23 protein-coding genes and 1 pseudogene are annotated in these 25,581 nt (G+C 61.6%); 17 read left to right on the plus strand and 7 right to left on the minus strand.

Annotation, left to right across the window (positions count from 1 at the left end; all coding sequences use genetic code 11):
• From B4F51_RS21910 to B4F51_RS24685, 6 genes and pseudogenes are all read left to right on the plus strand, one after another.
• Positions 1 to 410 (plus strand): annotated as a pseudogene (locus B4F51_RS21910) (type VI secretion system tip protein VgrG); the annotation flags it as partial.
• A 213-nt stretch (positions 411 to 623) separates the two neighbouring features.
• Complete coding sequence (locus B4F51_RS21915; protein ID WP_296228841.1) at positions 624 to 1,007, plus strand: hypothetical protein; 384 nt, start codon at positions 624 to 626, stop codon at positions 1,005 to 1,007.
• A complete protein-coding gene (locus B4F51_RS21920) occupies positions 1,004 to 2,236 on the plus strand; it encodes a hypothetical protein (protein WP_296228842.1) in 1,233 nt (410 codons plus the stop codon). Before B4F51_RS21915 ends, B4F51_RS21920 begins: the two co-directional genes overlap by 4 nt.
• Before the next feature lies 1 nt (position 2,237).
• Positions 2,238 to 3,059, plus strand: coding sequence for a hypothetical protein (locus B4F51_RS21925; protein WP_296228843.1), 822 nt, complete (start codon positions 2,238 to 2,240; stop codon positions 3,057 to 3,059).
• A gap of 79 nt (positions 3,060 to 3,138) precedes the next feature.
• Positions 3,139 to 4,518 carry an Imm72 family immunity protein gene (locus B4F51_RS21930; protein WP_296228844.1) on the plus strand — a complete coding sequence of 460 codons (1,380 nt, stop codon included), beginning with the start codon at positions 3,139 to 3,141 and terminating at the stop codon, positions 4,516 to 4,518.
• Positions 4,519 to 4,918: 400 nt separating this feature from the next.
• Complete coding sequence (locus B4F51_RS24685) at positions 4,919 to 5,596, plus strand: PAAR domain-containing protein (protein ID WP_414706808.1); 678 nt, start codon at positions 4,919 to 4,921, stop codon at positions 5,594 to 5,596.
• A 74-nt stretch (positions 5,597 to 5,670) separates the two neighbouring features.
• Here B4F51_RS24685 and B4F51_RS21945 read toward each other — a convergent pair whose 3' ends face one another.
• Positions 5,671 to 5,946 carry a hypothetical protein gene (locus B4F51_RS21945; RefSeq protein WP_296228846.1) on the minus strand — a complete coding sequence of 92 codons (276 nt, stop codon included), beginning with the start codon at positions 5,944 to 5,946 and terminating at the stop codon, positions 5,671 to 5,673.
• Positions 5,947 to 6,660: 714 nt separating this feature from the next.
• Here B4F51_RS21945 and B4F51_RS21950 point away from each other — a divergent pair.
• From B4F51_RS21950 to B4F51_RS21975, 6 genes are read left to right on the plus strand one after another with little or no spacing between them, the layout of a single operon-like run.
• Positions 6,661 to 10,416, plus strand: a complete 3,756-nt coding sequence (locus tag B4F51_RS21950) for a nitrate reductase subunit alpha (RefSeq protein WP_296228847.1) — start codon at positions 6,661 to 6,663, stop codon at positions 10,414 to 10,416.
• A complete protein-coding gene (gene narH, locus B4F51_RS21955; RefSeq protein ID WP_296228848.1) occupies positions 10,413 to 11,939 on the plus strand; it encodes a nitrate reductase subunit beta in 1,527 nt (508 codons plus the stop codon). Before B4F51_RS21950 ends, narH begins: the two co-directional genes overlap by 4 nt.
• 1 nt (position 11,940) lies before the next feature.
• On the plus strand, positions 11,941 to 12,651 hold the full coding sequence (gene narJ / locus B4F51_RS21960; protein ID WP_296228849.1) for a nitrate reductase molybdenum cofactor assembly chaperone: 711 nt from the start codon (positions 11,941 to 11,943) through the stop codon (positions 12,649 to 12,651).
• 46 nt (positions 12,652 to 12,697) lie between these two features.
• Positions 12,698 to 13,381: a respiratory nitrate reductase subunit gamma gene (gene narI, locus B4F51_RS21965; RefSeq protein ID WP_296228850.1), complete on the plus strand. Its 684-nt coding sequence runs from the start codon at positions 12,698 to 12,700 to the stop codon at positions 13,379 to 13,381.
• 27 nt (positions 13,382 to 13,408) lie between these two features.
• A complete protein-coding gene (locus B4F51_RS21970) occupies positions 13,409 to 14,194 on the plus strand; it encodes a peptidylprolyl isomerase (protein WP_296228852.1) in 786 nt (261 codons plus the stop codon).
• Positions 14,195 to 14,226: 32 nt separating this feature from the next.
• Positions 14,227 to 15,513 carry an MFS transporter gene (locus B4F51_RS21975; protein WP_296228854.1) on the plus strand — a complete coding sequence of 429 codons (1,287 nt, stop codon included), beginning with the start codon at positions 14,227 to 14,229 and terminating at the stop codon, positions 15,511 to 15,513.
• A 54-nt stretch (positions 15,514 to 15,567) separates the two neighbouring features.
• On the opposite strand, the gene B4F51_RS21980 is transcribed toward B4F51_RS21975, so the two are convergent.
• The 4 genes from B4F51_RS21980 to B4F51_RS21995 all read right to left on the minus strand — a co-directional run bounded on the left by B4F51_RS21980 (position 15,568) and on the right by B4F51_RS21995 (position 19,308).
• On the minus strand, positions 15,568 to 15,903 hold the full coding sequence (locus tag B4F51_RS21980) for a cupin domain-containing protein (RefSeq protein ID WP_296228856.1): 336 nt from the start codon (positions 15,901 to 15,903) through the stop codon (positions 15,568 to 15,570).
• Positions 15,904 to 15,933: 30 nt separating this feature from the next.
• Complete coding sequence (locus B4F51_RS21985) at positions 15,934 to 16,647, minus strand: succinate dehydrogenase/fumarate reductase iron-sulfur subunit (protein WP_296228857.1); 714 nt, start codon at positions 16,645 to 16,647, stop codon at positions 15,934 to 15,936.
• 351 nt (positions 16,648 to 16,998) lie between these two features.
• Complete coding sequence (locus tag B4F51_RS21990) at positions 16,999 to 18,150, minus strand: ABC transporter substrate-binding protein (protein WP_296228858.1); 1,152 nt, start codon at positions 18,148 to 18,150, stop codon at positions 16,999 to 17,001.
• Positions 18,151 to 18,570: 420 nt separating this feature from the next.
• Positions 18,571 to 19,308, minus strand: a complete 738-nt coding sequence (locus tag B4F51_RS21995; RefSeq protein ID WP_296228859.1) for a peptidoglycan-binding protein — start codon at positions 19,306 to 19,308, stop codon at positions 18,571 to 18,573.
• 652 nt (positions 19,309 to 19,960) lie between these two features.
• On the opposite strand from B4F51_RS21995, the gene B4F51_RS22000 reads away from it, so the two are divergent.
• The 5 genes from B4F51_RS22000 to B4F51_RS22020 all read left to right on the plus strand — a co-directional run bounded on the left by B4F51_RS22000 (position 19,961) and on the right by B4F51_RS22020 (position 23,860).
• Positions 19,961 to 20,488 (plus strand): hypothetical protein, encoded by a 528-nt coding sequence (locus B4F51_RS22000; RefSeq protein WP_296228860.1) that lies wholly within the window; start codon positions 19,961 to 19,963, stop codon positions 20,486 to 20,488.
• Between the two features lie 54 nt (positions 20,489 to 20,542).
• Entirely contained in the window at positions 20,543 to 21,055 is a 513-nt protein-coding gene (locus B4F51_RS22005) for a histidine phosphatase family protein (RefSeq protein WP_296228861.1), read from the plus strand.
• 98 nt (positions 21,056 to 21,153) lie between these two features.
• Complete coding sequence (locus B4F51_RS22010; protein ID WP_296228862.1) at positions 21,154 to 22,881, plus strand: phospholipase D-like domain-containing protein; 1,728 nt, start codon at positions 21,154 to 21,156, stop codon at positions 22,879 to 22,881.
• A 271-nt stretch (positions 22,882 to 23,152) separates the two neighbouring features.
• A complete protein-coding gene (locus tag B4F51_RS22015) occupies positions 23,153 to 23,620 on the plus strand; it encodes a GFA family protein (RefSeq protein ID WP_296228864.1) in 468 nt (155 codons plus the stop codon).
• Between the two features lie 96 nt (positions 23,621 to 23,716).
• On the plus strand, positions 23,717 to 23,860 hold the full coding sequence (locus B4F51_RS22020; protein WP_296228865.1) for a hypothetical protein: 144 nt from the start codon (positions 23,717 to 23,719) through the stop codon (positions 23,858 to 23,860).
• Here B4F51_RS22020 and B4F51_RS22025 read toward each other — a convergent pair.
• On the minus strand, positions 23,838 to 24,479 hold the full coding sequence (locus B4F51_RS22025; RefSeq protein WP_296228866.1) for a LysE family translocator: 642 nt from the start codon (positions 24,477 to 24,479) through the stop codon (positions 23,838 to 23,840). The two genes, B4F51_RS22020 and B4F51_RS22025, sit on opposite strands and share 23 nt — an antisense overlap.
• An 88-nt stretch (positions 24,480 to 24,567) precedes the next feature.
• Positions 24,568 to 25,413, minus strand: coding sequence for a helix-turn-helix transcriptional regulator (locus B4F51_RS22030; RefSeq protein WP_296228868.1), 846 nt, complete (start codon positions 25,411 to 25,413; stop codon positions 24,568 to 24,570).
• Positions 25,414 to 25,581 lie beyond the last annotated feature (168 nt).

The raw sequence follows: 25,581 nt of genomic DNA on the forward strand, positions 1-25,581 counted from the left end.
AGGGCATCCGCCTGAATGGCGGCGGGTCGGAGGTGGAGATTAAGCCGGAGGGTGTTTTTATCTACACCAAGGGACAGCACCTGGTGCATGCGGCCAATCACCAAGGGCTCGGGCCAATCAACAAGCCGCTCAAGATGCCGATCACCAACATCATGGATGCGAAGGTGGCCGAGCACTTTGTGCTGATGGAGCACTCGGGTTGGGTGCTGCCGCAGCAGCGCTATCGCATCACGCTCGACGATGGCCAGGTCATCGAGGGCACGACCTCCGATCGCGGCGAAACGTCGTTAGTCATGAGCGACAGCCTGCGTATCGCCGTTTTGGAGTTGCTGCGCAAAGACGGTTCGTTATTGTCGGCATTGCACGCGACCGTGGTCACGACTGCGAACGGGAAAGGGGCACCTACCTAAGGAGGAACCACATGAGTGAAGTGTGTGGGCCATCCAGACGCACTCCAGCGTGCCCGCGCGCAAGCGATGGATTTTCTTCAGTATGTTGATATGGAGGTCCCCCAATTGAAAACGATGCGAAGGTGGCCGAGCCGGTCCCGTGTTATTGCGATCACGCGGAACCGCCCTGGAAGAACAACGCACTTGTGTGTGTCGATAGGGCGGTGCCTTACCGTGAAGCTCCGTCGAATAGGTATTGCTTTGCTTGTGATCTGGCTGGCCGTGTTCGCCAGCTGGGGTCTCAATTGTCTGGCGCAGACGCGGTCGGTCGCCAAGGTCAAGGAGGCCACGTTCGTCGATCAAATTGTGTTGGTGGAGGGGGGCTCCGGCTGGAGGTTGCCTCATCAGCGCTATCGCATTAAGGTCGATGACGGTCAGGTCATCGAAGGCAAGAGCAACGATCTCGGCGAGACTGTGGTGATCAGGACCGACCAACCGCGCAGCGCTACGCTGGAGATGCTGCGCGAGAACGGTTCGCTGATATCGGTGTTGCCCGTAGTCGTGGGCAAGAGAAATGCGGACAGCAAAGGGGCACAGGCCAAGGGAGTCACCGAATGAGCGGGGTTCGCAAACACAAGGTTGGGCTGCACGAGATGCCCATCCACGACAAGGCGCAGCCCACCAGCGCTGGGTCCGTGCCGCAGTACGCCATATGTCTACCCGACCCATGGGGCATGCGGTACTCGGAAGCCGATCCTAAGCGAAAAGGTGACCTGATGTATCCGGTGGCTCGCGACTATGCCAAAGCCTTGCATGATGTGCTGATCAATCAGGTGCAGTGGGGAGCGGCCTATTTTGGGCCGCCGAGCTCTGAACCCAAGTTGAAGCTGCAATGGCCGATTGATAAGGATGCGAGCAGACAGTTGACCGACTTGGTGACGCCCGTTGTACAGGCGGCGCTGACCTACCCATCAGCGGGCTTTGGGATTCCAGATAGCGTCGTGCCAGTCAACATGGGGGTAAAGCCGCCCGACCCCAACAGGCCTGGGCTGCAGGGGGTGTTCTCTCCCAATACGTGGAGCCTGCTTCTGAGCGCTGAACAGCTTGCGCCGCTATTCCACATTGAGACCGTGGGTGCAGCCGAGAGCGGTAATCGGTACGAACAGATGGGGCCCTTGAGAGTATTTGCAGATACTTTGTATCACGAAGCGCGGCACTGTCAGCAGTGGTTCTGGGCCTTCGCCATGGTGCAGCAGTACCCGGACAATTTCCCGACTCTGCCTAACATTGGCCAATGGCCGGAGGCGTTATCCGGAGGGACACCTGAATCGAACGCAATTAGTCCAGAGCCTGATCAAGCGTACGCAGTGATCAAACTGGCGGCACAGCAGATGATCCCGGCCGAGCCGACTGCGCTCGCCAGCTTTAAGCGCATGGCACTGGGCTTGTACGTCTATACGCTCAATCTGTGGCGGCATGCCCCAAATGGCTATCGTCCGCCCTACCTGCTTGATGCGGCCGCCCTGGAAGATGAGTTTCAACGCGCCCGCGCATTGGCAGTGCATCTGCTGCAAAACGTTGGCATAGGAGGCACCCCAATTGATATTGATGCGATGGTGGCGGAACCGGTCCGGTGTTATTGCGATTACACGGAACGGCCCTGGGAGAACGACGCTTTTGCGTGCGGCGAGATGGCAGCCGCATACTGGGACGCAGAGCTTGGGCTGGCGCTCAAGACGTATACGGCGGGCCAGTGCAGCCATGCTTATGAGCTGGCTGATCGTGCTCGCCAGTTGGAGTCCCGCATGTCTGGCACAGGCGCAGCCAAGCCAGAAGGAGGGCACTGAGATGCCGTCCGTTACTGCAACTCGGATGATGGCCGAGGCCCAGCAGGCCCAATTGATCGAGTTCGTGCGCATTGGGCTGCAGTGGATGGCCGGGCAGTTGTCGTTCGATGTGGTGGTCCAGCGGTTTGGGCAGCCGAAGAAATATGAGCAGCCAAACAATATCGAGTACGTCTTCTACCTACCAGACATGTCTGTCGAGTTCCAATTCGACAAGCTGAATCTAATTAACGGTAAGCCGCGCCTCAAAGGCTTCAAACTGGAGGTGGATGCGAACGTATACACGAATATCCCCTATACGACATGGGACAGTCTGGGGATGGTTCGGGCTGAGCCGGAGGTTTTCTTTGACCCAACCGGCCGACGCGATGTTTCTGGCTGGGACCCCAAAAACTACGCTGCCTTCAAATACCGTCTGCCGATGCCACCCGATTCCCCCTTCACTGTCAGCGCTCGCTTTAGTTACCTGGGCGAATGGGTGAATGAATACGGTGATGCCACGCTGAACAACTTCCGGAATGCGATCAATCTGCGTGACCTGAGCATCGGTCGTTACTACCTGACGCCAGATGACCTACAAAAGCGCCAGCAGGCCAAGCGCCAGAAGTACGGCGAGATGCGCTTGTGCACCGGAATGATCTGTCCTGAAACGGCAATTTGGGAAGGCTGGACCCCCGGCGGCCTGACCGACAAGAGTGTCGTCTGGGCTGGACAGATGTTTCCGCGCGCCAGAACGATCCCGCTGCATATCCAGAGTTGGTCACCATCGGTCGATGCGCTGTGGATGTGGCATGGCCCCTACAGTCCAGACAAGCCCTTGGGCTAGGGGACACCGCGCCGGCGGCGGTGGGCCACGCCGTGCCGGACAACAGCCACACCGAGCAGCAACGTTAAGGAAGACCGGGATGCCAACTTTTACCTACGTGGCGGGACGCAACGACCACGCAGCGCGCGACCGCGCGTTCTACCTGCTCAAGAAGTACACGAGCGCGACGCTGCTGCGCCGCGCGATCGACCTGTATGCGGAATTCGTGCGCGACTTCGAGAGTGCAATCAAGCGTCCCGAGAATGTGTACATCAACCTGAATGGCCAGCCGATTGATTTCGGTGAGGATTTGGAGCGCTTCCTGCGCTTCCTGCAGCCGATGGAGTATGCGCGGCCGCTGCTGACCGATCCCGCGCGCCGGCCGGAGGGCTTTGCGCTGTTGCGCGATGCGATCGACTTCAGCAGCTTTATCTGGGGGCGGCGCTATGAGGAATACGGGGCCGGTGAGCTGGGCTCCTTATTCTACAAATTGGGGTATCGATGGGACAAGACAGAATCTGTTGATGCATTTGGAAAAGCCGCGTTATCTGCCTCCTTGATCTCGGTTGCGCTGACAACCATCAACAAGGCAGCGATTCTCTATTTGGGCGATCAGCATGATGCACGGTCCGTTAAGCGTTGGACCTACGAGAGCATCTTCTTTGATGATCTTCCGCTCAACCGAATCCCGCGAATCGTATTTCCCGATCAACTGCCAGCGTGCCCGCCAATGAACGAAGAAAGCGATGGGCAGGTGTGGAGTGGTGAGACGATCCCGGTGACGGGCATCTGGGAGCCGTGGGCGGTAGACCCGAAAGTGGGTGCACGGTGCCCGAACTACTACCTGGCGGGGGATGTGGCGAGCCAGTACCAGTTTGAGGGCACGGACACGCTGGAGGACGTGCGCTGGCGGCTGATCTGGAAGGACACGCGCTACGCGAACGGGGGGATTCCGAGCGAGGAAGACGATTATTTCGCGCCGGAGCAGCAGGCGGTGATGGGCGGGCGCATGCGGTCCGCTTATCCGGGCCAGCCGTGCCCCGAGAGCGGCGAATGGTATGCGCCGCACTTGAAGCTGCGGCAGCGGGTGCAGGCCGGTGCGCCCATGCCGGGGCCGGAAACGAGCCGATCAGGCAACGGGGTTGTGTGGTATCTGCGGATTGTGGAGCCGGAGCTGGTTCCCGAGCCGGAAGAAGACGTGATCGCGAAGCTTGGCTACAACCCGGTCGTAGAGCCACCGCCCATCTATTGCAAGACGCGGGAGATTTGTCCGAAGACCGGGCAGTGGATTCCGATCGTGCCGCAGGATATCGCGCAATATGAAGCGCTGACGCGCCCCGAGAGAGGGCTGACGAGGCCGCTGTATGTGAAGGCGGGCGCGCCGATGCCGCCGTTCGGTGCCTATACGAAGGAGGACGAGGCACGGATCGTGTGGAAGTGGATTGGCGAGAACGGCGAATACGGTGGCTGGAAGAGCTAAGGCGATGGCGTTGGATAGGACTGGCCCCGGCAGATCACCTACCGCAAGCAGTCTGAAGCGCATGGCGGTGGGGTTGTATTCAAGCATCCATAGCTCCGAAGCCGGCACCACTTCCTCGCCGGCACTCACCGCCGACAGGCTCCCGTCTTGGTGCAGCTTGCGCCTGCGGCGCCCTTGCTTGCACGGTTGTACGAGGGGGCGAGTTCTTGCAGCCTGGGTTGCCTATACCGTCACCTTGCCGGCATGACGATGTTTGAAGCAGTCCAGTCCGATACCGGTCCCGGACGAGAGTGTTGATCGCGCGCTCGCCTGGCTTCTCGCCGCCCCAGGTGATCCCTTCCTCCTTCCCCTTAGGCCTGGGGCATTTTTTTTGTTTGGCAGACAACCCTCTGGAGCCGATATGAAGGACTCGCACGGCCGAGAGACGGCCCGCCTGGGCGACGCCACCGACCACGGTGGCGAGATCATCGAAGCCGCAGCGGATCTGTCACACCTCGGTATCCGGGTTGCGCTGGACGGCCACCTCGTCAGGTGCCCGAAGTGCAAGGGCACGTTCCCCACCTTGCCACTGGCAGCCGAACCCACCACGGCCGACGCGTGGCCTATCTCGGCGACAAGACCGCCTGCGGCGCCACGTTCGTGCGCGCCTGATACCGATTCTTCTCCCACCACGGGACCCGTCATGTTCAACCCGATTCAATCGCGCACGCTGGCTATTGCCGGCGCGGCGCTGCCAACGTTTGGCATGGCAGCCGCGCCGGTGCTGGTGCCGGTCAAGCTCGCCGAGCGCGAAGCTCGGGCTTCCGAGCAAAAAGATTCGATTGGTCGGAGCTTGGAGAATCGACCGCCGTGCTCTGAGGTCGGGATACCGAGCTTTTCGCTCGAAGCGCCGGGCTCAAGGCTCCAGGGGCGAAGCGCGGGAGGTGCAAAAAGTCGAGCCCAGACGCTGGAACGCCACTTGCTGACCACGGGCGCCCGTGCTGTGCGTTGCAACGTCCGCCCCAAAAACAACGAGCCCGGCACTAGCTTGTCCACAGATGCCGGGGCAATGCGAAAACGCATGAGCGACTTCGCCTGATTGGCCCTTCCAGAGACGGTGCCTGCTTATGTTGCCGCACGACTTTTCAGCAAGCGCGAAAGCACCGTCTTCACTTATTTTGATTGACTCCCTTCCGTGTACGGGTCGCGTTTGACCTGTTTGGCGCCTTCCGTATAGGGGTCGCGCTTGGCATGCTTGCCCCCTTCCCAGTACGGGTCGCGTTTGCTCTGGTTGGCTCCTTCGGTATAGGGATCGCGTTTGTCCTGTTTAGCTCCTTCGGTATAGGGATCGAATTTGCCGGCCCTTTCACTGCCGCTATAAGGAGGTTCCGGCTTGCTCTGTGCGTAGGCTGCCGCAGAGGTCGTTGCTGCGACAACGAGCACCGTCATGATGAGTTTCCTATTCATCGTTTGCTCCCATGTTTGGTCAGACGACCAACAATCCAGATTGGCCCGAGACCCACTCCATCGCATTCATCTAGGTCCAGAGGCAATCGCCGCCTGCACCAAATAAAGTCTAGTAATCCAGCGGGCTTTACCGTTGACGGTGGTCAAGGCTCGACGGCCTCGACGGCCGCCAGCGCAGGCAAGGACGTGGTTGCCCGGCGCTGAGCTGTCCGCAGATGCCGGGGCGATGCAAAAACGCACGAGCGACTTCGCTTCATTGGCCCTCTCAGCGCGCGGTCGGGCTGGCGCAAAAATTGCGCATCGATCCGCCAGAACACATGTTTCAGCCGAAAGGGCGGGAGGCAGCCCACGAAGGTATGTGGGCCTGGGGCTGGATACCCGGCGTGGCATGCTCTGCGGCTTCTTTGCGGCGCACAAATGGGCCTGTGCCGGTCATGTCGTTCAGTTAGGTGATTCGGATTGATCCCGTCGTCCCTGCGCAGGGTAGGGGGCCAGCGGTTACCCGCGTGAAAGGCCCGAAGACGCTGGATTCCCGCCGCCTGCGCGGGAACGACAACACCGGCTTTGCTGAGCGGCATCAGGCCTGTGCCTGGGGTTTGGGAGGCTGCGGCCCGGCGTGTAAGCAGAAGTTTACATATCCCAATTCTCTTCCTTTAATGGACAACGCTTGCCAATGCAAACCAGCAAGGGGTGTCCATGAGCCATTTCGTTGACAGGCTGCGTTTCTTTGTTTCTGAGCGACCGAAGTTCTCGGAAGGACACGGGGCTGTCACAGACGAGGACCGCAAGTGGGAAGAGGCATACCGCCAGCGATGGCAGCATGACAAGATCGTGCGGTCCACGCACGGGGTCAACTGCACGGGATCGTGCTCGTGGAAGATCTACGTCAAAGGCGGCATCGTCACGTGGGAAACCCAGCAGACGGACTACCCGCGCACGCGCCCCGACATGCCAAACCACGAGCCGCGCGGGTGTTCGCGCGGGGCGTCGTACTCCTGGTATCTGTACAGCGCAAACCGGCTGAAATATCCGATGGTGCGCAGCGCGCTCGTCAAGCTCTGGCGCGAGCGCCGCACGATCATGGACCCTGTGCAGGCCTGGCAATCGATTGCCGAAGATGACACTGCGCGCCGCAGCTATCAGAGCCGCCGCGGCCTTGGTGGTTTTGTCCGTTCAACGTGGGACGAGGTCAACGAGATTGTTGCCGCCGCCAATGTCCACACCATCCGCAAGCATGGCCCGGATCGCGTGGTGGGGTTCTCTCCGATCCCGGCCATGTCGATGGTTTCGTACGCGGCCGGCTCGCGCTACCTGTCGTTGATCGGCGGTGTGTGCCTGAGCTTTTACGACTGGTATTGCGATCTGCCGCCGGCCTCGCCGCAAACCTGGGGCGAGCAGACTGACGTGCCGGAATCTGCCGACTGGTACAACTCGACGTTCATCATGCTGTGGGGTTCGAACGTGCCGCAGACGCGCACGCCAGACGCGCACTTCATGGTGGAGGCCCGCTACAAGGGCACGAAGATCGTCTCGGTGTTTCCCGATTACGCCGAGGGCGCGAAGTTTGGCGACATCTGGCTGCACCCCAAGCAAGGCACCGACGCTGCACTGGCGCTCGCCATGGGGCACGTGATCCTGAAAGAGTTCCACCTGGCGGGCAAGAGCGACTACTTCATGGACTACTGCCGCCGCTTCACCGACATGCCGTGCCTGGTGCGGCTTGTGCGGCGGGGTGACCAGTACGTGCCCGACCGGCTGGTGCGCGCATCGGATTTTGAAGGCGCGATGGGCGAGGCGAACAACCCCGAATGGAAGACCGTGATGATCGACGAGCTCTCGGGCAAGGTCGTCGCGCCGGTCGGGTCGGTCGGGTTCCGCTGGGGGCAGAAAGACGGCGAAGACAAGGGCAAATGGAATCTCAAGTCGGAAGCGTCGTCAGGGGCTGCCATCGTTCCGCAGCTTTCGCTTGCCAAGACCCATGACGAAGTGGTCGACGTGCTGTTTCCCTACTTCGGCAATCGCGAGCACCCGCACTTCAACCACACGGGGCACCCGTCGGAGCTGTCGCGCGCGCTTGGCGCACGGCGCCTGCAGACGCGCGATGGCGAGATGCTGGTGGTGACGGTGTATGACCTGTTTGTCGCCAACTACGGGCTGGACCAAGGCCTGGGTGGCCGCGACATCGCACAGAGCTACGACGATGACCTGCCGTACACGCCGGCGTGGCAGGAAGCCATTACCGGCGTCAAGCGGGCGGATGTGATTTCGGTGGCGCGGCAGTTTGCCGAGAACGCGCACAAGACGCAGGGCAAGTCGATGGTCATCATCGGCGCCGGGATCAACCATTGGTTCCACATGGACATGTCGTACCGCGCGATCATCAACATGCTGATCATGTGCGGCTGCATTGGTAAGTCGGGGGGCGGTTGGTCGCACTACGTGGGGCAGGAGAAGTTGCGGCCCCAGACCGGCTGGACCGCGCTGGCATTTGCGCTGGACTGGCACCGGCCACCGCGGCACATGAACGCCACGTCGTTCTTCTACGCCCATACCGACCAATGGCGCTACGACCCCATGGACCCGACGACGCTGCTGTCGCCGCTGGCCGACAAGACGCGCTTTCATGGCACGCCGATCGACTACAACGTGCGGGCCGAGCGCATGGGCTGGCTGCCGTCGGCGCCGCAACTGGCGTCGAATCCGCTGGATGTCGGCCGCAGCCTTGGAAGCGGGGGGGAGGCTCCCGATGCGGTGGCGCGCGGGCTGGCCTCTGGTGCACTGCACATGGCGTGTGAAGACCCGGACAACCCGGCCAACTTCCCGCGCAACATGTTTGTCTGGCGCTCGAACCTGCTGGGCTCCTCCGGCAAGGGGCACGAGTATTTCCTCAAGCATCTGCTGGGCGCGGTGCACGGCGTGCAGGGCGAGGAGGTTGCCAAGAACGGCGGCAATCGCCCAGAAGAGATCGCCTGGCACGACAATGCCCCGCAGGGCAAGCTCGATCTGCTGGTGACGCTGGACTTCCGCATGTCCACCACGTGCATGTACTCCGACGTGGTGCTGCCCACTGCCACGTGGTACGAGAAGGACGACATGAACACGTCCGACATGCACCCGTTCATTCATCCGCTATCGGCGGCGGTGGACCCGGCGTGGCAATCGAAGAGCGATTGGGAAATCTTCAAGGGGATCGCCAAGCGCTTCTCAGAGCTGAGCGTCGGGCATCTGGGCGTGGAGCGCGACGTGGTGCTGGCGCCCATCGCGCATGACTCGCCGGCAGAGCTGGCGCAGCCGTTCGACGTGGTCGACTGGAAGCGTGGCGAGTGCGATCCGGTGCCCGGCAAGACCATGCCGGCGGTGATTGCCGTCGAGCGCGATTATCCAAGCACGTTCCAGAAATTCACCTCGCTCGGCCCGCTGATGGACAAGCTGGGCAATGGCGGCAAGGGCATCTCGTGGGATACGAAAGACGAGGTCAAGCTGCTTGGCGACCTGAACTATCGCGTTGCGGATGCGGGTTGCGCCAATGGCCGGCCGCGCATTGACACGGCCATTGATGCGGCGGAGGTCATCCTGTCGCTTGCGCCGGAAACCAATGGCGCGGTGGCCGTCAAGGCGTGGGAAGCGGTGTCGGCCATGACGGGGATCGAACACGCACATCTGGCCGATGCCCGCGAAGACGAGAAGATCCGCTTCCGAGACATCCAGGCGCAACCGCGCAAGATCATCTCTTCGCCAACCTGGAGCGGAATCGAATCGGAGCACGTGTCTTACAACGCCGGTTACACCAACGTGCACGAGCTGATTCCGTGGCGCACCATCAGCGGCCGCCAGCAGTTGTACCAAGACCACACGTGGCTGCGCGCGTTTGGCGAGTCGTTGTGTGTGTACAAGCCACCCATCGACACGGGCAGTTATGAAGCGATGGTCGGCAAACGTTCAAACGGCAATCCGGAGCTGGTGCTCAACTTCATCACGCCGCACCAGAAGTGGGGCATCCACAGCACCTATACAGACAACCTGCTGATGCTGACCTTGTCGCGCGGCGGGCCGATCGTGTGGATGGCCGAAGCCGACGCCAAGCAGATCGGCATTGCCGACAACGACTGGATCGAGTGCTACAACGCCAACGGCGCGCTTTGTGCTCGCGCCGTGGTCAGCCAGCGCGTGCCGCGCGGCATGGTCATGATGTACCACGCGCAAGAGAAGATCGTGAACACGCCCGGCTCTGAAATTACCGGCACGCGGGGCGGCATTCACAACTCGGTCACCCGCATTGCCATCAAGCCGACCCACATGATCGGCGGTTACGCGCAACTGTCTTACGGGTTCAACTACTACGGCACGGTCGGGTCGAACCGCGACGAGTTCCTGATCGTGCGCAAGATGAAGCGGATCGACTGGCTTGACGACACTTCACCCGCCTCGTTGCCTGCAGGAGCGCGCTCATGAAAGTACGTGCACAGATTGCGATGGTGCTGAACCTGGACAAGTGCATCGGTTGCCATACCTGTTCAGTGACATGCAAGAACGTATGGACGAGCCGCGAGGGCATGGAATACGCGTGGTTCAACAACGTGGAGACCAAGCCCGGCATCGGGTATCCGAAAGATTGGGAGAACCAGGATCGCTGGCGCGGCGGCTGGGTGCGCAAGGCAGACGGCAAGCTGCAGCCGAAGCTGGGCGGCAAGTGGCGGCTGCTGGCGCAGATTTTTGCGAATCCGCATCTGCCGGAGATCGACGACTACTACGAGCCGTTCACGTTCGACTATGCCCACCTGCAAACCGCGGGCGATTCTGCCGCAATGCCGGTCGCGCGGCCGCGCTCGCTCATCAGCGGCGAGCGCCTGGAGAAGATCGAGTGGGGCCCGAACTGGGAGGAAATCCTGGGCGGCGAGTTTGAAAAGCGCGCGAAGGATTACAACTTCGAGAACGTACAGAAGGACATCTACGGCCAGTTCGAGAACACCTTCATGATGTACCTGCCACGGCTGTGCGAGCACTGCCTGAACCCCGCCTGCGTGGCAGCATGCCCGTCCGGCTCGATCTACAAGCGCGAGGAAGACGGCATCGTGCTGGTCGACCAGGACAAATGCCGTGGCTGGCGTATGTGCGTGTCGGGTTGCCCGTACAAGAAGATCTACTTCAACTGGAAGAGCGGCAAGGCGGAAAAGTGCATCTTCTGCTATCCGCGCATCGAGGTTGGGCAGCCCACCGTGTGTTCGGAAACCTGCGTGGGCCGCATTCGCTACCTGGGCGTGTTGCTGTATGACGCAGACCGCATCAGCGAGGCGGCAAGCGTGGAGCACGAAACCGACCTGTATGAGTCGCAGTTGTCGGTGTTTCTCGATCCGCACGATCCGCAGGTGATTGCACAGGCCGAGCGCGACGGCGTGCCCGCCGCCTGGATCGAAGGCGCGCAGCGCTCGCCCGTGTACAAGATGGCGATCGACTGGAAGATCGCGTTTCCGCTGCATCCGGAATACCGCACGCTGCCGATGGTGTGGTACGTGCCGCCGCTCTCGCCCATCAACGCCGCCGCCAACAGCGGCGAGCTGGGCATGAACGGCTATCTGCCCGATGTTGAATCGCTGCGCATTCCGTTGCGCTACCTCGCCAACCTGCTGACGGCGGGCAAGGAGGCGCCCGTGAAGCTTGCGCTCGAACGCATGCTGGCGATGCGCGCCTTCATGCGTGCACGGCATGTCGATGGCGTGGCAGCGCCAGCGGTGCTGGCGCAGGCGGGTTTGACCACCGCGCAGGTCGAAGAGATGTACCGGTACTTGGCAATCGCCAACTATGAAGACCGGTTCGTCATCCCGACCACGCACCGTGAATATGCCGAAGATGCCTTCGACTTGCGCGCATCCTGCGGCTTCTCGTTTGGCAACGGATGTTCGGACGGCACCTCTGACGTGGGGCTGTTCAGCTCGCGCAAGAGCGGCCGCACGATCCCCATCCGCCAGGAGTCTTGACATGCCGGCTGCATCGACCAGCTCAACAGGCGTGGTGTTTTCTGTGCTGTCGGCGCTGTTGGATTACCCAGACCAATCTACGCAGAACGCCTTGCCGGAAGCACGCGCGCTGCTGAACGCGACACGCGCGCTTGCGCCGGATGCGCGCGCCGGGCTCGACCGCTTCATCGATGAATACGCCCAGCGCGATCTGATGACGCTGCAGGAACGCTACGTTGCGCTGTTCGATCGTGGCCGCGCGACCTCGCTTTACCTGTTCGAGCACGTGCATGGCGAATCGCGTGATCGCGGTCAGGCGATGGTCGATCTGCTGAACATGTACGAGAAGCACGGGCTGTATTTGCGCCAGGGCGAGCTGCCGGACTACCTGCCGGTGTTTCTTGAATACCTCTCGCGCCTGCCTGAGAAGGAGGCGCGGGGGCTCCTTGCGGAGACCGGCGAGATTCTGCAGGCCATTACCACGCGGCTGACCGAGCGGGCGAGCCGGTATCGGTTCGTGGTCGGCGCGCTGCTGCCGCTGGCTGGTATCCGGCACAGCGTGTCGCTGGATGCCGAGAGTGCCGATGACGACGCCGATGCGCCGCCCAGCGCGGCAGACTACCGGGCACTCGACGCAGCCTATGCCGACGAGCCGGTGCGGTTTGTCGGTGCGCAGACCCCTGCGGCCGAACCCCTCCGTTTTTACGACAAGCGCCCGGGCCACCCCCGCTGAAGTGGTGCGATGAAGCGGCCCCATTCAAGTTGTCAGGAGAACTGGCATGAGTGACTACCTTCACGAGTTCCTGTATGGCATCTACCCGTACATCTGCCTTGCGGTGCTGTTACTGGGCAGCCTGATCCGCTTCGATCGCGAGCAGTACACGTGGAAGAGCGATACCTCGCAGATGCTGCGGCGTGGCACGTTGCGCGTGGGCAGCAATCTGTTTCACTGGGGCATTCTGGTGGTGGTGGTGGGCCACTTTGCGGGGTTTCTTGCGCCGCATTGGATGGTGTCGCCCTTCCTGTCGGCGTCGGGGCACCAGTTGCTCGCGATGGTGGGCGGGGGTGCGGCCGGCATTGTCTCGATCATCGGCCTGACCATGCTGATGCATCGGCGGTTGACGGATGCGCGCATCCGGCGCAACAGCCGCACCTGGGACATCGTCATCGTGCTGATGCTGTGGGTGCAGCTCGCGCTTGGGCTTGGGACGGTGGTGTTGTCGATGCGGCATATGGATGGCGCGCTGTTCGAGGTGCTGACCGACTACGTCAAGGGCGTGGTCACTTTCCGCCCTGGTGTCGCGCGCCTGCTTGTTGGCGTGCCGCTGACGTATCAGTTGCACATCCTGCTTGGTTTCACCATTTTTCTCGTGACGCCTTTCACGCGGATGGTCCATATCTGGAGCGGCTTTGCGTCGCTGGCGTATCTGATTCGGCCGTATCAGTTGGTGCGCAAGCGTTAATGGCGATGTGTGTGGGGGGGAGGCTTGATGAGCATTCAGGCAACGTCCGGCAGTGCAGCCGTGGTTCGCGTCAACGGAGTGGTGATCGACGCGGCGTTGATTGCTGAGGAAGGCCAGCACCACGCAGGCGAGCCGGAGCCGCTGGCTGCGGCAGCCTGTGCGTTGGCAATACACGAGTTGCTGCGGCAGCGCGCTGTGGCGTTGCAGCTCATTTCAGACTGCGATGCGCTGGATGATGCGTGCGTCGATGCGTTGCTCGAACGCGAGTTGGCCGTGCCCGAGCCAACCCGTGCCGATTGCGAACGGTATTACCAGAACCACCAGGCCCGCTTCCGGCGCAACGATATCGTTTATGCCAGCCATATCCTGTTTGCGGTGACCGACCGTGCGCCGGTCCCGCTGCTTTTGCAAAAGGCAGAGCAGACGCTGAAGCAGGTGTTGGACGCCCCCGACACCTTCGAGGCGGTGGCGCGCGACGTCTCCAATTGCCCGTCTGCGGGCGTGGGCGGAAGCCTCGGCCAGTTGTTGCGCGGCGACAGCGTTCCGGAGTTCGAGCGCGTGCTGTTCGATTCAACCGAAACGGGGGTTCTGCCGCGCATCGTCAAGACGCGGTTCGGATTCCACATTGTGCGTATCGAGCATCGCGTGGCGGGCGACACCGTGCCGTTCGATGCGGTCGAGACCGAGATTGCCCAGTACCTTGAAGCGCGCGTCAGGCACAAGGCCATGCAGCAATACGTGTCGATACTGGCTTCGCAAGCGCAAGTCGAAGGCGTGGATCTTGGGGCCACCAATGGCCCGCTGGTTCAGTAGGTCGGCAACGCACAGAGCAAGGGGGAGCCAGCATGCGAGCACCAGGCGCAACGGAAAATCAGGCCGGCGCACCGGCCATCTCGGCCCAGGCGTGGTCGGTGCTGCTGGCAAGCACGCTCGCGTTCATGGTCTGCTTTGTGGTGTGGATGATGTTTGGCGTGATCGGCGTTCAGTTGCGCGAAGATCTGAAGCTGAACGGCACCGAGTTCGGCTTGCTGACCTCCACGCCCGTGCTGACCGGAGCCCTGATGCGGCTGCCCCTGGGCGCGTGGACGGATCGCTTTGGTGGCCGCACGGTCATGACCACATTGCTCGTCGTCTGCGCGGTGCCGGTGTACGCCGTCAGCTACGCAACCGCGCTTTGGCAGTTTTTGGCGATCGGCTTGTTTCTCGGCTGCGTGGGTGCGTCCTTCGCGGTGGGAACCCCGTACGTTGCGCGCTTCTTTCCGCCGGAGCGACGCGGTTTTGCGATGGGGTTCTTTGGCGCTGGCACGTCGGGCGCGGCCGTCAACCTGTTTCTCACGCCGTCGCTGCAGGCGGCTTACGGTTGGCGTTTTGTACCGCGTGTGTATGCGGTTGCGTTGCTGGTGACGGCGGTCATCTTCTGGCTGGCTTCCGCACCCGATCCGGGCGCGGGGCGGGCACAAGGGTCTTGGCTGGACAGCTTCAAGGTGCTGCGTGACCGGCGTGTCTGGCGACTGTGCCAGTACTACTCGATCACCTTTGGTGGGTTCACCGCCCTGTCTTTGTGGATGCCGCAGTATCTGAAGAATGAATATGGCATGACGCTGGTGGCGGCGTCGGCGTTTGCGGCGGGGTTCTCGTTGCCTGGGTCGGTGCTGCGGGCCGTTGGTGGCTTGCTTGCCGATCGCTGGGGTGCCCAAAGCGTGACCTGGTGGGGGCTGTGGGTCGCGTGGGTCTGCCTGTTCTTGCTCGCGTATCCGCCGACCGACCTGGTAATTCACACCATCGATGGCGCATTCAACATGCATCTGCAGATGCCGCTGGTGGCGTTCATTGCGCTCATCTTCCTGATGGGCGCGGTGTTCGCCTTTGGCATGGCGTCGACCTTCAAGTACGTGGCGGACGACTTCTCGGCAAACATGGGGGTTGTGACCGGCATCGTCGGCTTGGCCGGCGGATTGGGTGGGTTTCTTCTCCCCATCATCTTTGGTGCTTTGTTGGACGTGTTCAGAGTGCGCTCGTCGTGCTTCATGTTCCTCTACGGCATCGTGTGGGTGTCGCTGATCCTCCTCTACCTGTCGGAAGTGCGGCAGGCACCGCTGACCGGGCGCGTGGGGCAGCAGGCTGTCCAATAAGGTTGGGCGTTCGGAACAGGGCAGCGAACGCCGGCTTCCGCTTGGCCTATTTACCTATTGGCGCTGTGGAAGATAGAGGGTCACAAGCACCGACGCGCTTTCCAGCGCCTCCAGCCAGTGCGGTTCTTCCGGTAGAAGCAGCAGGAGGTCTCCCGCACGCATGATGTGTGTGCCCGAGTTCATGCCGAACTTCAGGACGCCCTCAAGGCATTGCACGGTAATGTCTCCCGGCGCCTGGTGGACAGGGATTTGGCCACCTGCCGGCAGCACGAGTCGCATGACTTCAAGGTGCGCCGAGCGGATCAGGGCAACGGATTTGGCTTGCTGAAGTGCGGCGCCCAGGGGGCGGATGTCGATCAGTTCTCCGGGGGCGGCGTGCGGTATTGCCATGTGCTCTCCTGGTCGTCAAAGCGGCGTCGATCAAATTGCCCGGCGGGCGAGCATGTTTCGGATTTCGCTGATCGCCTTGGCTGGGTTCAGGCCCTTGGGGCACACGTTCGTGCAGTTCATGATCGTTCGGCAGCGGAACAGGCGGTAGGGATCGTCAAGGTTGTCCAGGCGCGCCGCGGTGGCCTCGTCGCGCGAATCCACGAGGAAGCGATACGCCTGCAGCAGCCCGGCCGGGCCGACATACTTGTCGGGGTTCCACCAGAACGACGGACATGCGCTTGAGCAGCATGCGCACAGGATGCACTCATAGAGACCATCTAGCTGGTCGCGTTCCTGAGGCGATTGAAGGCGCTCACGCTCCGGTGGCGCGCTGTCGTTGATCAGGTACGGCTTGATCGAGTGGTATTGCCTGAAGAAATCCGTCATGTCCACGATCAGGTCGCGGATGACGGGCAGGCCCGGAAGCGGGCGAAGAATGATGTGACGCGGCAACTCGTTGAGGTTGGTCGTGCAGGCAAGGCCATTCTTGCCGTTGATGTTCATCGCGTCTGAACCGCACACGCCCTCCCGGCATGATCTCCGGAAGCTCAGTGTCTGGTCTTGCGCCTTGAGGCGAATCAGCACATCCAGCAGCATCCGGTCGTCTGGCCTCAACTCGACGTCGAAGGCCTGCATGTGGGGCTGGGCATCGGAATCGGAATCGGGATCGTAGCGGTAGATGTCGACTATGCGCGTATCACTCACGACGTCTCTCCTTCGGCACGCGTTCGCCACTCGTTCGCCACTGTGATGCATCGTGCCATCGCAACTGGGCGCGACGGCAGTCAGGCGCTTAAGCGGCTTGGGCCTTCGGTTTGATGGGCGCGCCGCGTTGCTTGTTCTATCTCTATACCAGCGGCGCGTAGGTGTCTAGAAAAGCTGGAGTGATTCAACGTGCCGGTGCGGCGAGCAGCAAAAAAACCCGCCTCGGGGCGGGCTCTGGCTGGCGGCCACGCACTACCGTCCCGTTGGCGGGTGGGTGCGAATCGTCAGTAGGGAGGTGGCGTGTGCGCGTTGCATGGCGCCATGTTGCCACCGGTTCAGGCGGCGCGTGGCTCAGCCCACCAGGTTGCCGTTGTTGCCGATCATCGCGACGTCCACATAGTCGAGCCCGGCGTGGTTGCCGTGGTCGTAGTGGACGCGCACGCCGCCAAAGTCGCGCGTGCCGAACCCTTCCAGCGCCTGGATGAATGCCTCGCGCGTGGGGTTGGCGCCGCAGGCTCGCAGGCCTTCAACAATGACCCGGGCGGTGAGGAAGCCTTCAACTGCCTCGTAGGTCTGGTTGCTGCGCACGCCAAACTTGTCGTTGGCATCCCGAAACGCGCGCACCAGCGGCTGGGTACGGGCATTGGGGCCGGGCATGACCTGCGTGATGGCCACGCCGTGAGCCAGCGTGCCGGCCTTCTCGAAAACGGTCTTGGGCGTGGTGACCGACAGCACCCACGGTTGCGGCAGCGGCAGCGGGCCGTGCTTGGCCTGAAAGCGCAGCAGCATGTCGGCCACGGAAGACGCCGAGGTGAACAGCAATGTGGTCTGCGGGTTGGCGGCGGCAATCGTGTCGACCACCATGTCGATGTCGTCGCCCTTGGCGTTGTGGGGGATGAGCGTGACGATCTGCGCGCCGAATTTGCTGGCGGCCGCCTTGGCGGCATCGGCGTTGCTGGAGCCGAACGCGTTGTCCTGGTACACCACCGCAACACGCTTGAGCCCGATGGTGGTGGCGTGCTGGACCATCTTCGTGACTTCGTCGGTGTAGCTGGCGCGCGTGTGGAAGAGTGGGGCGCTGGCCTTGCGTGCGGCACCGGCGCCGGTCATGGTGCCCACGGTAGGCACGCGGTACTGCTCCAGCAGCGGCAGCGCGGCGACGGTGTTGCCGGTGCCGCCCATGCAGGCCAGCCCGAACACGCCTTCCTGCACCAGCGCCTTGATGTTGGCCACGGTCTTTTCGGGCACGTAGTTGTCTTCCAGCCGTTTGACGACCAGCTTGCGGCCGGCCACGCCGCCCTGGGCGTTGACTTGCTCGAAGCCGGCCAGCAGGCCATCGGTGTAGTTCTTGTACAGGCTGCCCCATACGCTATCGAGCCCGATGGACTGCCCAAAGACGATCTTGTCTGCAAACACGCCAGCTTCTGCCGCGCGTGCCATTGGCGCCAGCATCATGGCGCCACCCAGTACGACTGAACTACGAACGAATTGCCTCCGATCCATGCTTGTCTCCGCCCCTTGTTTTATTGGTGGTGTGGCAGGAGTGTCGAAAAGCACAGCCCGGGAGGAAATGGCGGATAACCCTGATGTGGAGAAGGGGCCGCAAAGCACGGACATCCACAAGGCCACGGAAATGGCCCGGCAGATGGGTCACCAGACAACGCTTGAGTGGATCTGCGCGCTTATGACGCATAGGGCAGGCCCGCCGCGTCAAGCCTCCACACGGCGGGCCGAGGCGGCGTCCTGCAGGTGGCAGCCAACCTCCTCGGAAGGGCTGGGTCGAGTACCGGCCGTTCAACTCGCGGCGGCTGTGCTTGATGCACGTTAAGCCGATGCGCGACGAGCGGCCGGAAACGCGAGGGCGATGCGACAAGGGCTACGCAGGTTGCTTACGTCGCCTGGGCCGCCCCATCATCATTGACCTCAGACTTTCGGGACGTGCAGTGCGTCCCACGAAGCCTTGCCGGGAATGCCGTCAGCGTCCTTGCCGGAGTAGCCGATCTTGCGCTGCCAGGCAGCGTAGGAAGCCTTGTCCCCGCTACCCCAGGTGTCCTCGTGCAGGTTCGACTCGTAGCGATTGCAGCCAACAGCGATCAAACGGGCGTGCATCGCCGCAATGATCGGACTCTTCTTGCCGTCCTTGAAGAAGGCGGCACCCGGGAAGGGCTCGAGTTTTGCCGGAACAACAGGAGGGAATGGTGGTTTGACCGGCTTGCTCGGTGTGCTGGAAGAGTAGGCCGGGCGACCGAACCCCACAATGTCGTGAACCGTGCGCTCGAAGCGACCGCAGATGTGGTCGTAGTTGCCCTCGATGGTGTGTACGACATCGCCAGAGACATCCGTCACGATGCCGACGTGGTCAATCTTGGCGATCGACTTTCCGCCGGACCACTCGAAAAAGATGATGTCACCGCGATGGATTCCCGAGCTTGCAACGCCGTGATCCACTGGGTGCCACTGGCCGTGGTCTTTGAACGCCTGTGCGTGTGCTGGGGTGTATGCAAACCTTCCGCCAAAGCAAACCGGACCAGCGTTGCCGGAGTGGTAGGCAGCGTAGGTGATTGTCATGTCACACCAAGGCTCGCCACTCGCGCCATACCACTGGGTGATCTTGTTGACGTCGTGTCCGCCGGTGTCATGGACGCCAATCAGTTCTTCCATGGCAGAGACCATTGCTTCTAATCCGCTCACTTGTAGCCTCCTGAATGAAGATGTTGACCTATTGGGTAACACGGTCAGCGCAAAAATTAAACCATTCAGTTGCGCAAATCGATCAATGAATTGTTTTTTCAAATAAATGAAAAATCAATTGAAGAATTTATATGATTTTTGGCGTGCCACCTCCTGGAAAGGCGCAAGGGAAGGATGTGCGCCTTCACCCGCTCTGGTTCATCCATAAGCTTGCCAGGCACGGCGCTCTTGCCCAAGGCGCAGGGATTAACCAGTCGCAATGTGCTGAATGCAAGCGCCTGGTCTTTCATCGTCTCATGTTGTTTTAAAGATCTCTTTTTGCTGTCAAGGATTGTGCGATCTTTTAAAGAAATGATTTGGTCTACGATAGTTTTCTAACTTGCTATCTGAGATCACACTGGCATTGAAATTAATTCATATCAGATGGCAAAATATTTTATTGCAAAAGGGCGCGCAAATAATGAGTATTGCGTTATGCGGGATTGAAGGCGAACGATGGCCGGAAATTGGGTGAGGCTACGCGCGCACCTCGGCGGATTCGGCATGGCGCCGAAGCGTGCGTCGATCCGTTCCACCAGATGATCCTGTCCGGCCGGCGTTCCAAGAAAAAGGAGGGTATGTCATGTCATTTGCACGTTTACATGGTTGGCGCGGTGACACAGTCAGACGGCACTTATCGGCCGGCCTGTGTCTCGCGCTCGCTTCGCTTTCGTTTGGTGTCTATGCCGATGAGGCGCAGGAGTGCCTGGCGGCCTCAGGGACCTTGCTCGTCGGCCGTGTCGCGTCTGCGCCGTACTTCAAACATGGCATGTTCCGCAACGGCATCGAGCTGTCACATACGCATCTGACACTGCGCAGCGATACCGACGGCGCGGACTACGACGTTGCGATCGATAACGTCTTTGCGCTGGGCTACGAAAAGAACGCCAAGGCCGTGCCTGCCCCGTTGAATTCCATCGCGGTGGGAGACCAGTTGGAGGTGTGCGGCATCCCATTCGAGGGTGGCATCCATTGGGTCCATACCAATTGCGGCGATATGCCGACGTCGCAAGAGCCGAATGGCTGGGTCAAGAAGATCGGTGATGACGGGACGGCTGGCCCGAATCTTGAGGGCGGTCAGACGTACTGTTACCTGTGGTCGCACCGCTAGACACCGCCAGATGCAAGACGCGCGCGCGGGAGTCATTCTCAGGAGGACGCCGTCATGAAGCCCAAGAAGATACTGATCATCCGCCACGGCGAGAAGCCCGGAGACCCGGGCACGGACGCAGCCACTGACGGCCCGAATCTGTCCACCAAGGGGTACGAGCGCGCAGGGGCCTTGGCACCTTATGTGCCTGAAGTTTTCGGCAAGCCGGATTTTCTGTTTGCCACGAAGGCGTCGAAACACAGCAATCGCCCCGTGGAGACCGTCACGCCGCTGGCCAGTGCGATCGGGCAGCCGATTCATGACGACCATGCCGACAACGAGTACGACCAGCTCGCCAGCAAGCTCGTCAGCGACGACAAATATGCCGGCAAATTGGTGTTGATCTGCTGGCACCACGGGACGATCCCCGAGCTGGCTGCCGCACTGGGCGGTGTGCCACCCGAACCGCATTGGCCACCCAACGTGTTCGATCGTGTCTGGATTCTCGACGGCGCGAAGGAATCGGGCCATGCGACGCCCATGCAGAATCTGCCGCAGTGCCTGCTCTTTAACGACACCCCTAAATAACGCGATGGCACTCGCCCATCCTGCCCGCACGCCGTCGTCAACCAGCGCCCGAATGGGTACGCCGATCGCGTATCCCTTGATTCCATCAAGGAGCAACCATGGCTGTTGAACTCAAGTGCTACGCAAACTGCGACGACGTCTTCCTGGCCTGGTGGTCGAGGCCGAACGGCCATATCAGCGCGATCGACGGCTGCCTGGGTTTTCAGGTCGAAGTGCGCAACGACAGCGTTGCTGGCCAGCCGGTTGAGATCCTGCCCAACCTGAAGGGCTTCAAGGCCGATAGTCCGAAGGTTGGCGAATCCCGCCCTTCGAGCGAGTGGCCGCTGCAGACGTTTTCCTGGACACATCACGCCGTTCTTCACGGCGCGACCGGAGACAAGCTGAGCTACCGCGTGACGCCCATGACGGGCCAGCCTGGGGCACTCAAGGCGGACGCGGCGAATGCCAGTGGCTGGGTTCCCGTTGTGCTGGGTGCGTCGGCAGGCCCCGACGCCAAGGCCTTCTTCAACCGAGGCGTGATCCTGTCGCAGTTCGTCAGTCGCTATGCCAAGGAGCGTGGCCTGACGACGGTGCCGGAACTCAAGCGTGACCTCACCAACGACGTCACCAGCCCGCTGATGCAGTTCCTCAGCGGGGAGCTGGGCAAGGCAATTCGCGGCATTGTCGACACCGTGAGCAAGGACGAGACGCTTGAAATTTACTGCTCGCTGTTCGAACTCGATCTCGATGACCTGATTGAAGGGTTGATTGCCTGCGGGAGCCGAGCACATGTGATTCTCGCCAACGGGTCGGTCAAGGCGGCTGGCGGTGACGAGAACAGCAAGGCGGCGGCACAACTGGAAGGCAAGGTTGATCTGCACCGGCGCATGACGGCGCCACATGGTCTCGCACACAACAAATTTGTCGTTGTGTGCGAGAACGGGAAACCGACGCATGTCTGGACCGGTAGCACGAACTGGACCCTCACGGGGCTGCATACGCAGATCAACAACGGCATTGCGCTGAACAGCGCCGAACTCGCGCAGGCGTACCTCGACCACTGGCACGCGCTGATCGAGGCTGGGGATGCGTTCCCGAAAACGCTTGTCTCCGGCGATGGCGAGCCCCAGGGCCCGTTCAAATTTTCCAGCGGCAACGCGCGCGTGTGGTTCACGCCCACGCCAAACTCAAAGGCAGACCACGATGGCGGCGCAGATATCGAGTCGTTGATCAGCGTGGTGAGTGCGGCCAAGCAGGGCATCCTGTTCATCATGTTCATGCCCGGTCAGGAGCCGCTGGACACGATCCTCAAAGCGCAGCCCAAGGGTCTCTATGTGCGCGGCGTGGTGAGTACGCTGCCGATGGGGACCAAGGACAAGCCGTCGCCCACCTTCCAGCTTCTGACGGGCGAGGATTTCAAGACGTATTCGCACGACGTGGTCCAACCACAAGGGGCCGAGGCCGTGGGCAGTTTTCTTTCGACATTCACGCGGCAGGAGTTTCTGAACGGGATGGGATTTGCCATCACCCATTCAAAGGTGATCGTGATCGATCCGTTTGGCGATCATCCCGTTGTCGTGAGCGGGTCGCACAACTTCTCGGCCAGCGCGAGCGGTAAGAACGACGAGAATCTGCTGATCATCGAGAACTGTCCAGAGCTCGCCCAGGCGTATGCGGTGAACTGCATGAGCGTCTATGGCCACTATCGTTGGCCCGCCTATCAGCACGACCAGGCGCATGCTCAACCGGCAGACGGGAACGCCGGATACCTGGCAACGACGCCTGCTTGGCAAGAGGCGGCGCTGTCCGGTCAAAAGGCAAACGACTTGACGTTTTGGGGGGCTTGAGTTTGGGCGCTCCTTGGCATTGGCCGAGTTGCGCGGGCTCCGAACTTTCGAGGTGAGCCGCTAAAGATTGGCGACGGTCGCGCTGCGGATGATGCTTGCTGTCGTTGCGCTGTCGAGCGACGCTTCCAAGGTTGCCATCATGACGTTGGGGTTCTCGCGAGTTGGGGATCCATCATCGGAGGGTTCGGTGCTTGCGAGTATTCGTGGCAACGCCAACCGTCATGGTTTTCGTGCAAGACTTGGTTGATCCCACGTATTTTCGGAACCGGCCATGCACCCCCCGTATCCCGGCGCCTGCCTGTGCGGCGACGTTAAGTACCAGCTCGTTGCTGATCCGCTCACGTTCTACGTCTGCCACTGCATGATGTGCCAGCGCCGAACCGGCGGTGCGGCGCTCCCCGTGATGTGGGTTCGTCGCACGGACTTGGAGATTCTCCAAGGGCAGGCGCCGCTTGCGGAGTTCGACTTGGGCAACGGCCATACCCGCCGCGCCCGCATCTGCCCGCGCTGCGACACGCGCCTGTGGGCCGAGCCGCTTCATAAGCCGGACATCGCGCTGCTGCGATCGGGCACGCTGGAGCATCAGCAGACGTTCGAGCCGATCGCGCATGTGTACACGCGCAGCAAGCAGCCGTGGCTTCTTATTCCGCCAGGGGTGGCGCAGTTTGAAACGTATCCTGAGCAGCCGGGGGAATTGATTCGGTTGTGGCAGTTGCGCGTCACTCGGCAGTCCGATTAGTCCGGCTTCTCACTGCCCACGCATACCGTTGTATCAGCGTCGTTGCGGCAGCCATGGCTTGCGAACTTCATTGTTCTTCCGCGCCAGGATGGCTGTATGCTCGCGCGCCATTGCTTCGGGTGCCCAGTAAGCCCGAACCGCGCCCACCGGAAGATGCCGGGCTTTCAAATCAATGCGATCAAAAATGCGGTCGACCGGCGCAAGAAGGCGAGCATCTTCAACGCAGAAAAAGAACCGTGATGACGCCTAGCGCGAGCAAGATCAAAACGATCCCGGAGATGCGCTCCAGCCAGGGCAGTGTCCGGGCGAAGCGACGCAGCACGGTCTGGTGGCCGATCAAGACGGCGATCAGCACGTCCCACAGCAGCACGACGCTAAACATCCAGGTGCCGTAGACCGTCTTCCAACCCGCGCTGGCGTGCGGGCCCGTCAGCATGGCGGCCAGGCTGGCGTAGAACAGCGCGTTTTTTGGGTTAAGGATGCCCGAGAGGAAGCCCATGCCGGTGGCGCGGCGCCAGGCGATGGGAGGATGCCGCGGCGTGGTGGCGCGGCCGCCGGATGCTGACACGTCCAGATCGTTGCTGCCGGCGTAACGCACGAACAGCACGCCGAGATAGAGCAGATAGGCACAGCCGGCCAGTTGCAGAACGACGAACAGCACACTGTCCGGCCGCAGCGCAGCGGTGCCGGCGAATGCGGCGGCGATGAACACCCCGTTGGCGAGGGCAATGCCCAGGCAGGCGCCGCTGGCGATGCGCCAGCCGGCGGACAGCGAGGTTCGAGCGATCAGAAAGAAATCAGGGCCGGGAGAGAGCAGCGCCAGGAAATGCGCTGCGGCGATCATCAGGAACTGCTGCATGCAAGGCACTCATACGGATTTTTCCTCGCAGTGTGCCGAGCGCGGCGCGTTCTGTATTGAAGGAAATTGCAGCCGTATCGCTCTGGCGCTATGCGCGGAAACGCCCAGGCGTCACGCCCGCATATGCCTTGAACACCCGTTGGAAATGCGCTTGATCGGCAAAGCCCAGGCTTTGGGCCACATCCGAAATGCCGTCCCCACTTCGAATTCGTTCCTTGGCGAGGTTGATGCGTTGGTTCAGTTGCCAGGAATGCGGGGTCATGCCGGTGACAGCGCGGAAAGCGCGGATCACCTGGTAGCGACTCATACCGGCCAGGCGCGCCAGTTCATCCAGGGCAATGCTGGAAGCCGGCTCGGTGCGCAGACAATGCAGGGCGGGCTGGATCTGTACGGCCAGGTTCAACGGAACGTTCGGTGCCTCGATGCGCAAGTCCTGCGTGGTGTCGCAATCTCCGATGAACTCGATCAGTGCTGCCTCCTTGTCACATGGGCTGGCCTCGGAGAAGAGCAACGCGTTGAACTGGCAGAAACGCGTATAGACCGCCGGGTCGGTCACGACCCGTACCGGCTCGGCATCCATCGGGCTGGCCTGCGTGTATTCCTGCCGGACGGCCCGGAGCCAGTCGGCGTCCAGGTGCAGCATCTGATAGCTCCAGGCTGTGTTGGGCGCCGGGTTGCAGGCATGCACGCGCGCTGCTGGCACGAATACGAGCGTGCCGGGATGCAGCACAACCGGGCCATCGGCGGTGCCAGTGAAGATGCTGCGGCCTTCATCAATGGCGCCGATGGAAAAGGTCGGATGGTAGTGCGGTTTGTAGCAGGCCCGGCTATGGCACGCGCGGCGGCTCTCGACAAAGGGCATGGCCGGATCGCGCCAGAACACCTGGGTCGGATCGCTACGCAGCGCCGCGCTAAGGGGCGAATGGGCTGACATCTAATGCTCAGGCTTGATGGGATCGCATTCCAGGAAATGCTACAGACAGCAGATGCTTGGTGTCTATTGAATGTGAGCCGGGCTGATGCCCGCCAGGAGACTTCCGACTGGCGGGCGAGGGTTCCATCCAGTTGGCATGCCCAGGGCATGCGCGGCAGTTTCGCCTAC

The organism is Ralstonia sp. UBA689, from assembly GCF_002298975.1.
Taxonomy (GTDB): Bacteria; Pseudomonadota; Gammaproteobacteria; order Burkholderiales; family Burkholderiaceae; genus Ralstonia.

Excerpts from the sequence above, each read along its gene's own strand:
- B4F51_RS21920 (WP_296228842.1), top strand. The coding sequence starts at position 1,004 with ATGAGCGGGGTTCGCAAACACAAGGTTGGGCTGCACGAGATGCCCATC.
- B4F51_RS21925 (WP_296228843.1), top strand. The coding sequence starts at position 2,238 with ATGCCGTCCGTTACTGCAACTCGGATGATGGCCGAGGCCCAGCAGGCC.
- B4F51_RS21930 (WP_296228844.1), top strand. The coding sequence starts at position 3,139 with ATGCCAACTTTTACCTACGTGGCGGGACGCAACGACCACGCAGCGCGC.
- B4F51_RS24685 (WP_414706808.1), top strand. The coding sequence starts at position 4,919 with ATGAAGGACTCGCACGGCCGAGAGACGGCCCGCCTGGGCGACGCCACC.
- B4F51_RS21945 (WP_296228846.1), bottom strand. The coding sequence starts at position 5,946 with ATGACGGTGCTCGTTGTCGCAGCAACGACCTCTGCGGCAGCCTACGCA.
- B4F51_RS21950 (WP_296228847.1), top strand. The coding sequence starts at position 6,661 with ATGAGCCATTTCGTTGACAGGCTGCGTTTCTTTGTTTCTGAGCGACCG.
- narH (WP_296228848.1), top strand. The coding sequence starts at position 10,413 with ATGAAAGTACGTGCACAGATTGCGATGGTGCTGAACCTGGACAAGTGC.
- narJ (WP_296228849.1), top strand. The coding sequence starts at position 11,941 with ATGCCGGCTGCATCGACCAGCTCAACAGGCGTGGTGTTTTCTGTGCTG.
- narI (WP_296228850.1), top strand. The coding sequence starts at position 12,698 with ATGAGTGACTACCTTCACGAGTTCCTGTATGGCATCTACCCGTACATC.
- B4F51_RS21970 (WP_296228852.1), top strand. The coding sequence starts at position 13,409 with ATGAGCATTCAGGCAACGTCCGGCAGTGCAGCCGTGGTTCGCGTCAAC.
- B4F51_RS21975 (WP_296228854.1), top strand. The coding sequence starts at position 14,227 with ATGCGAGCACCAGGCGCAACGGAAAATCAGGCCGGCGCACCGGCCATC.
- B4F51_RS21980 (WP_296228856.1), bottom strand. The coding sequence starts at position 15,903 with ATGGCAATACCGCACGCCGCCCCCGGAGAACTGATCGACATCCGCCCC.
- B4F51_RS21990 (WP_296228858.1), bottom strand. The coding sequence starts at position 18,150 with ATGGATCGGAGGCAATTCGTTCGTAGTTCAGTCGTACTGGGTGGCGCC.
- B4F51_RS21995 (WP_296228859.1), bottom strand. The coding sequence starts at position 19,308 with ATGGAAGAACTGATTGGCGTCCATGACACCGGCGGACACGACGTCAAC.
- B4F51_RS22000 (WP_296228860.1), top strand. The coding sequence starts at position 19,961 with ATGTCATTTGCACGTTTACATGGTTGGCGCGGTGACACAGTCAGACGG.
- B4F51_RS22005 (WP_296228861.1), top strand. The coding sequence starts at position 20,543 with ATGAAGCCCAAGAAGATACTGATCATCCGCCACGGCGAGAAGCCCGGA.
- B4F51_RS22010 (WP_296228862.1), top strand. The coding sequence starts at position 21,154 with ATGGCTGTTGAACTCAAGTGCTACGCAAACTGCGACGACGTCTTCCTG.
- B4F51_RS22015 (WP_296228864.1), top strand. The coding sequence starts at position 23,153 with ATGCACCCCCCGTATCCCGGCGCCTGCCTGTGCGGCGACGTTAAGTAC.
- B4F51_RS22020 (WP_296228865.1), top strand. The coding sequence starts at position 23,717 with ATGCTCGCGCGCCATTGCTTCGGGTGCCCAGTAAGCCCGAACCGCGCC.
- B4F51_RS22025 (WP_296228866.1), bottom strand. The coding sequence starts at position 24,479 with ATGCAGCAGTTCCTGATGATCGCCGCAGCGCATTTCCTGGCGCTGCTC.
- B4F51_RS22030 (WP_296228868.1), bottom strand. The coding sequence starts at position 25,413 with ATGTCAGCCCATTCGCCCCTTAGCGCGGCGCTGCGTAGCGATCCGACC.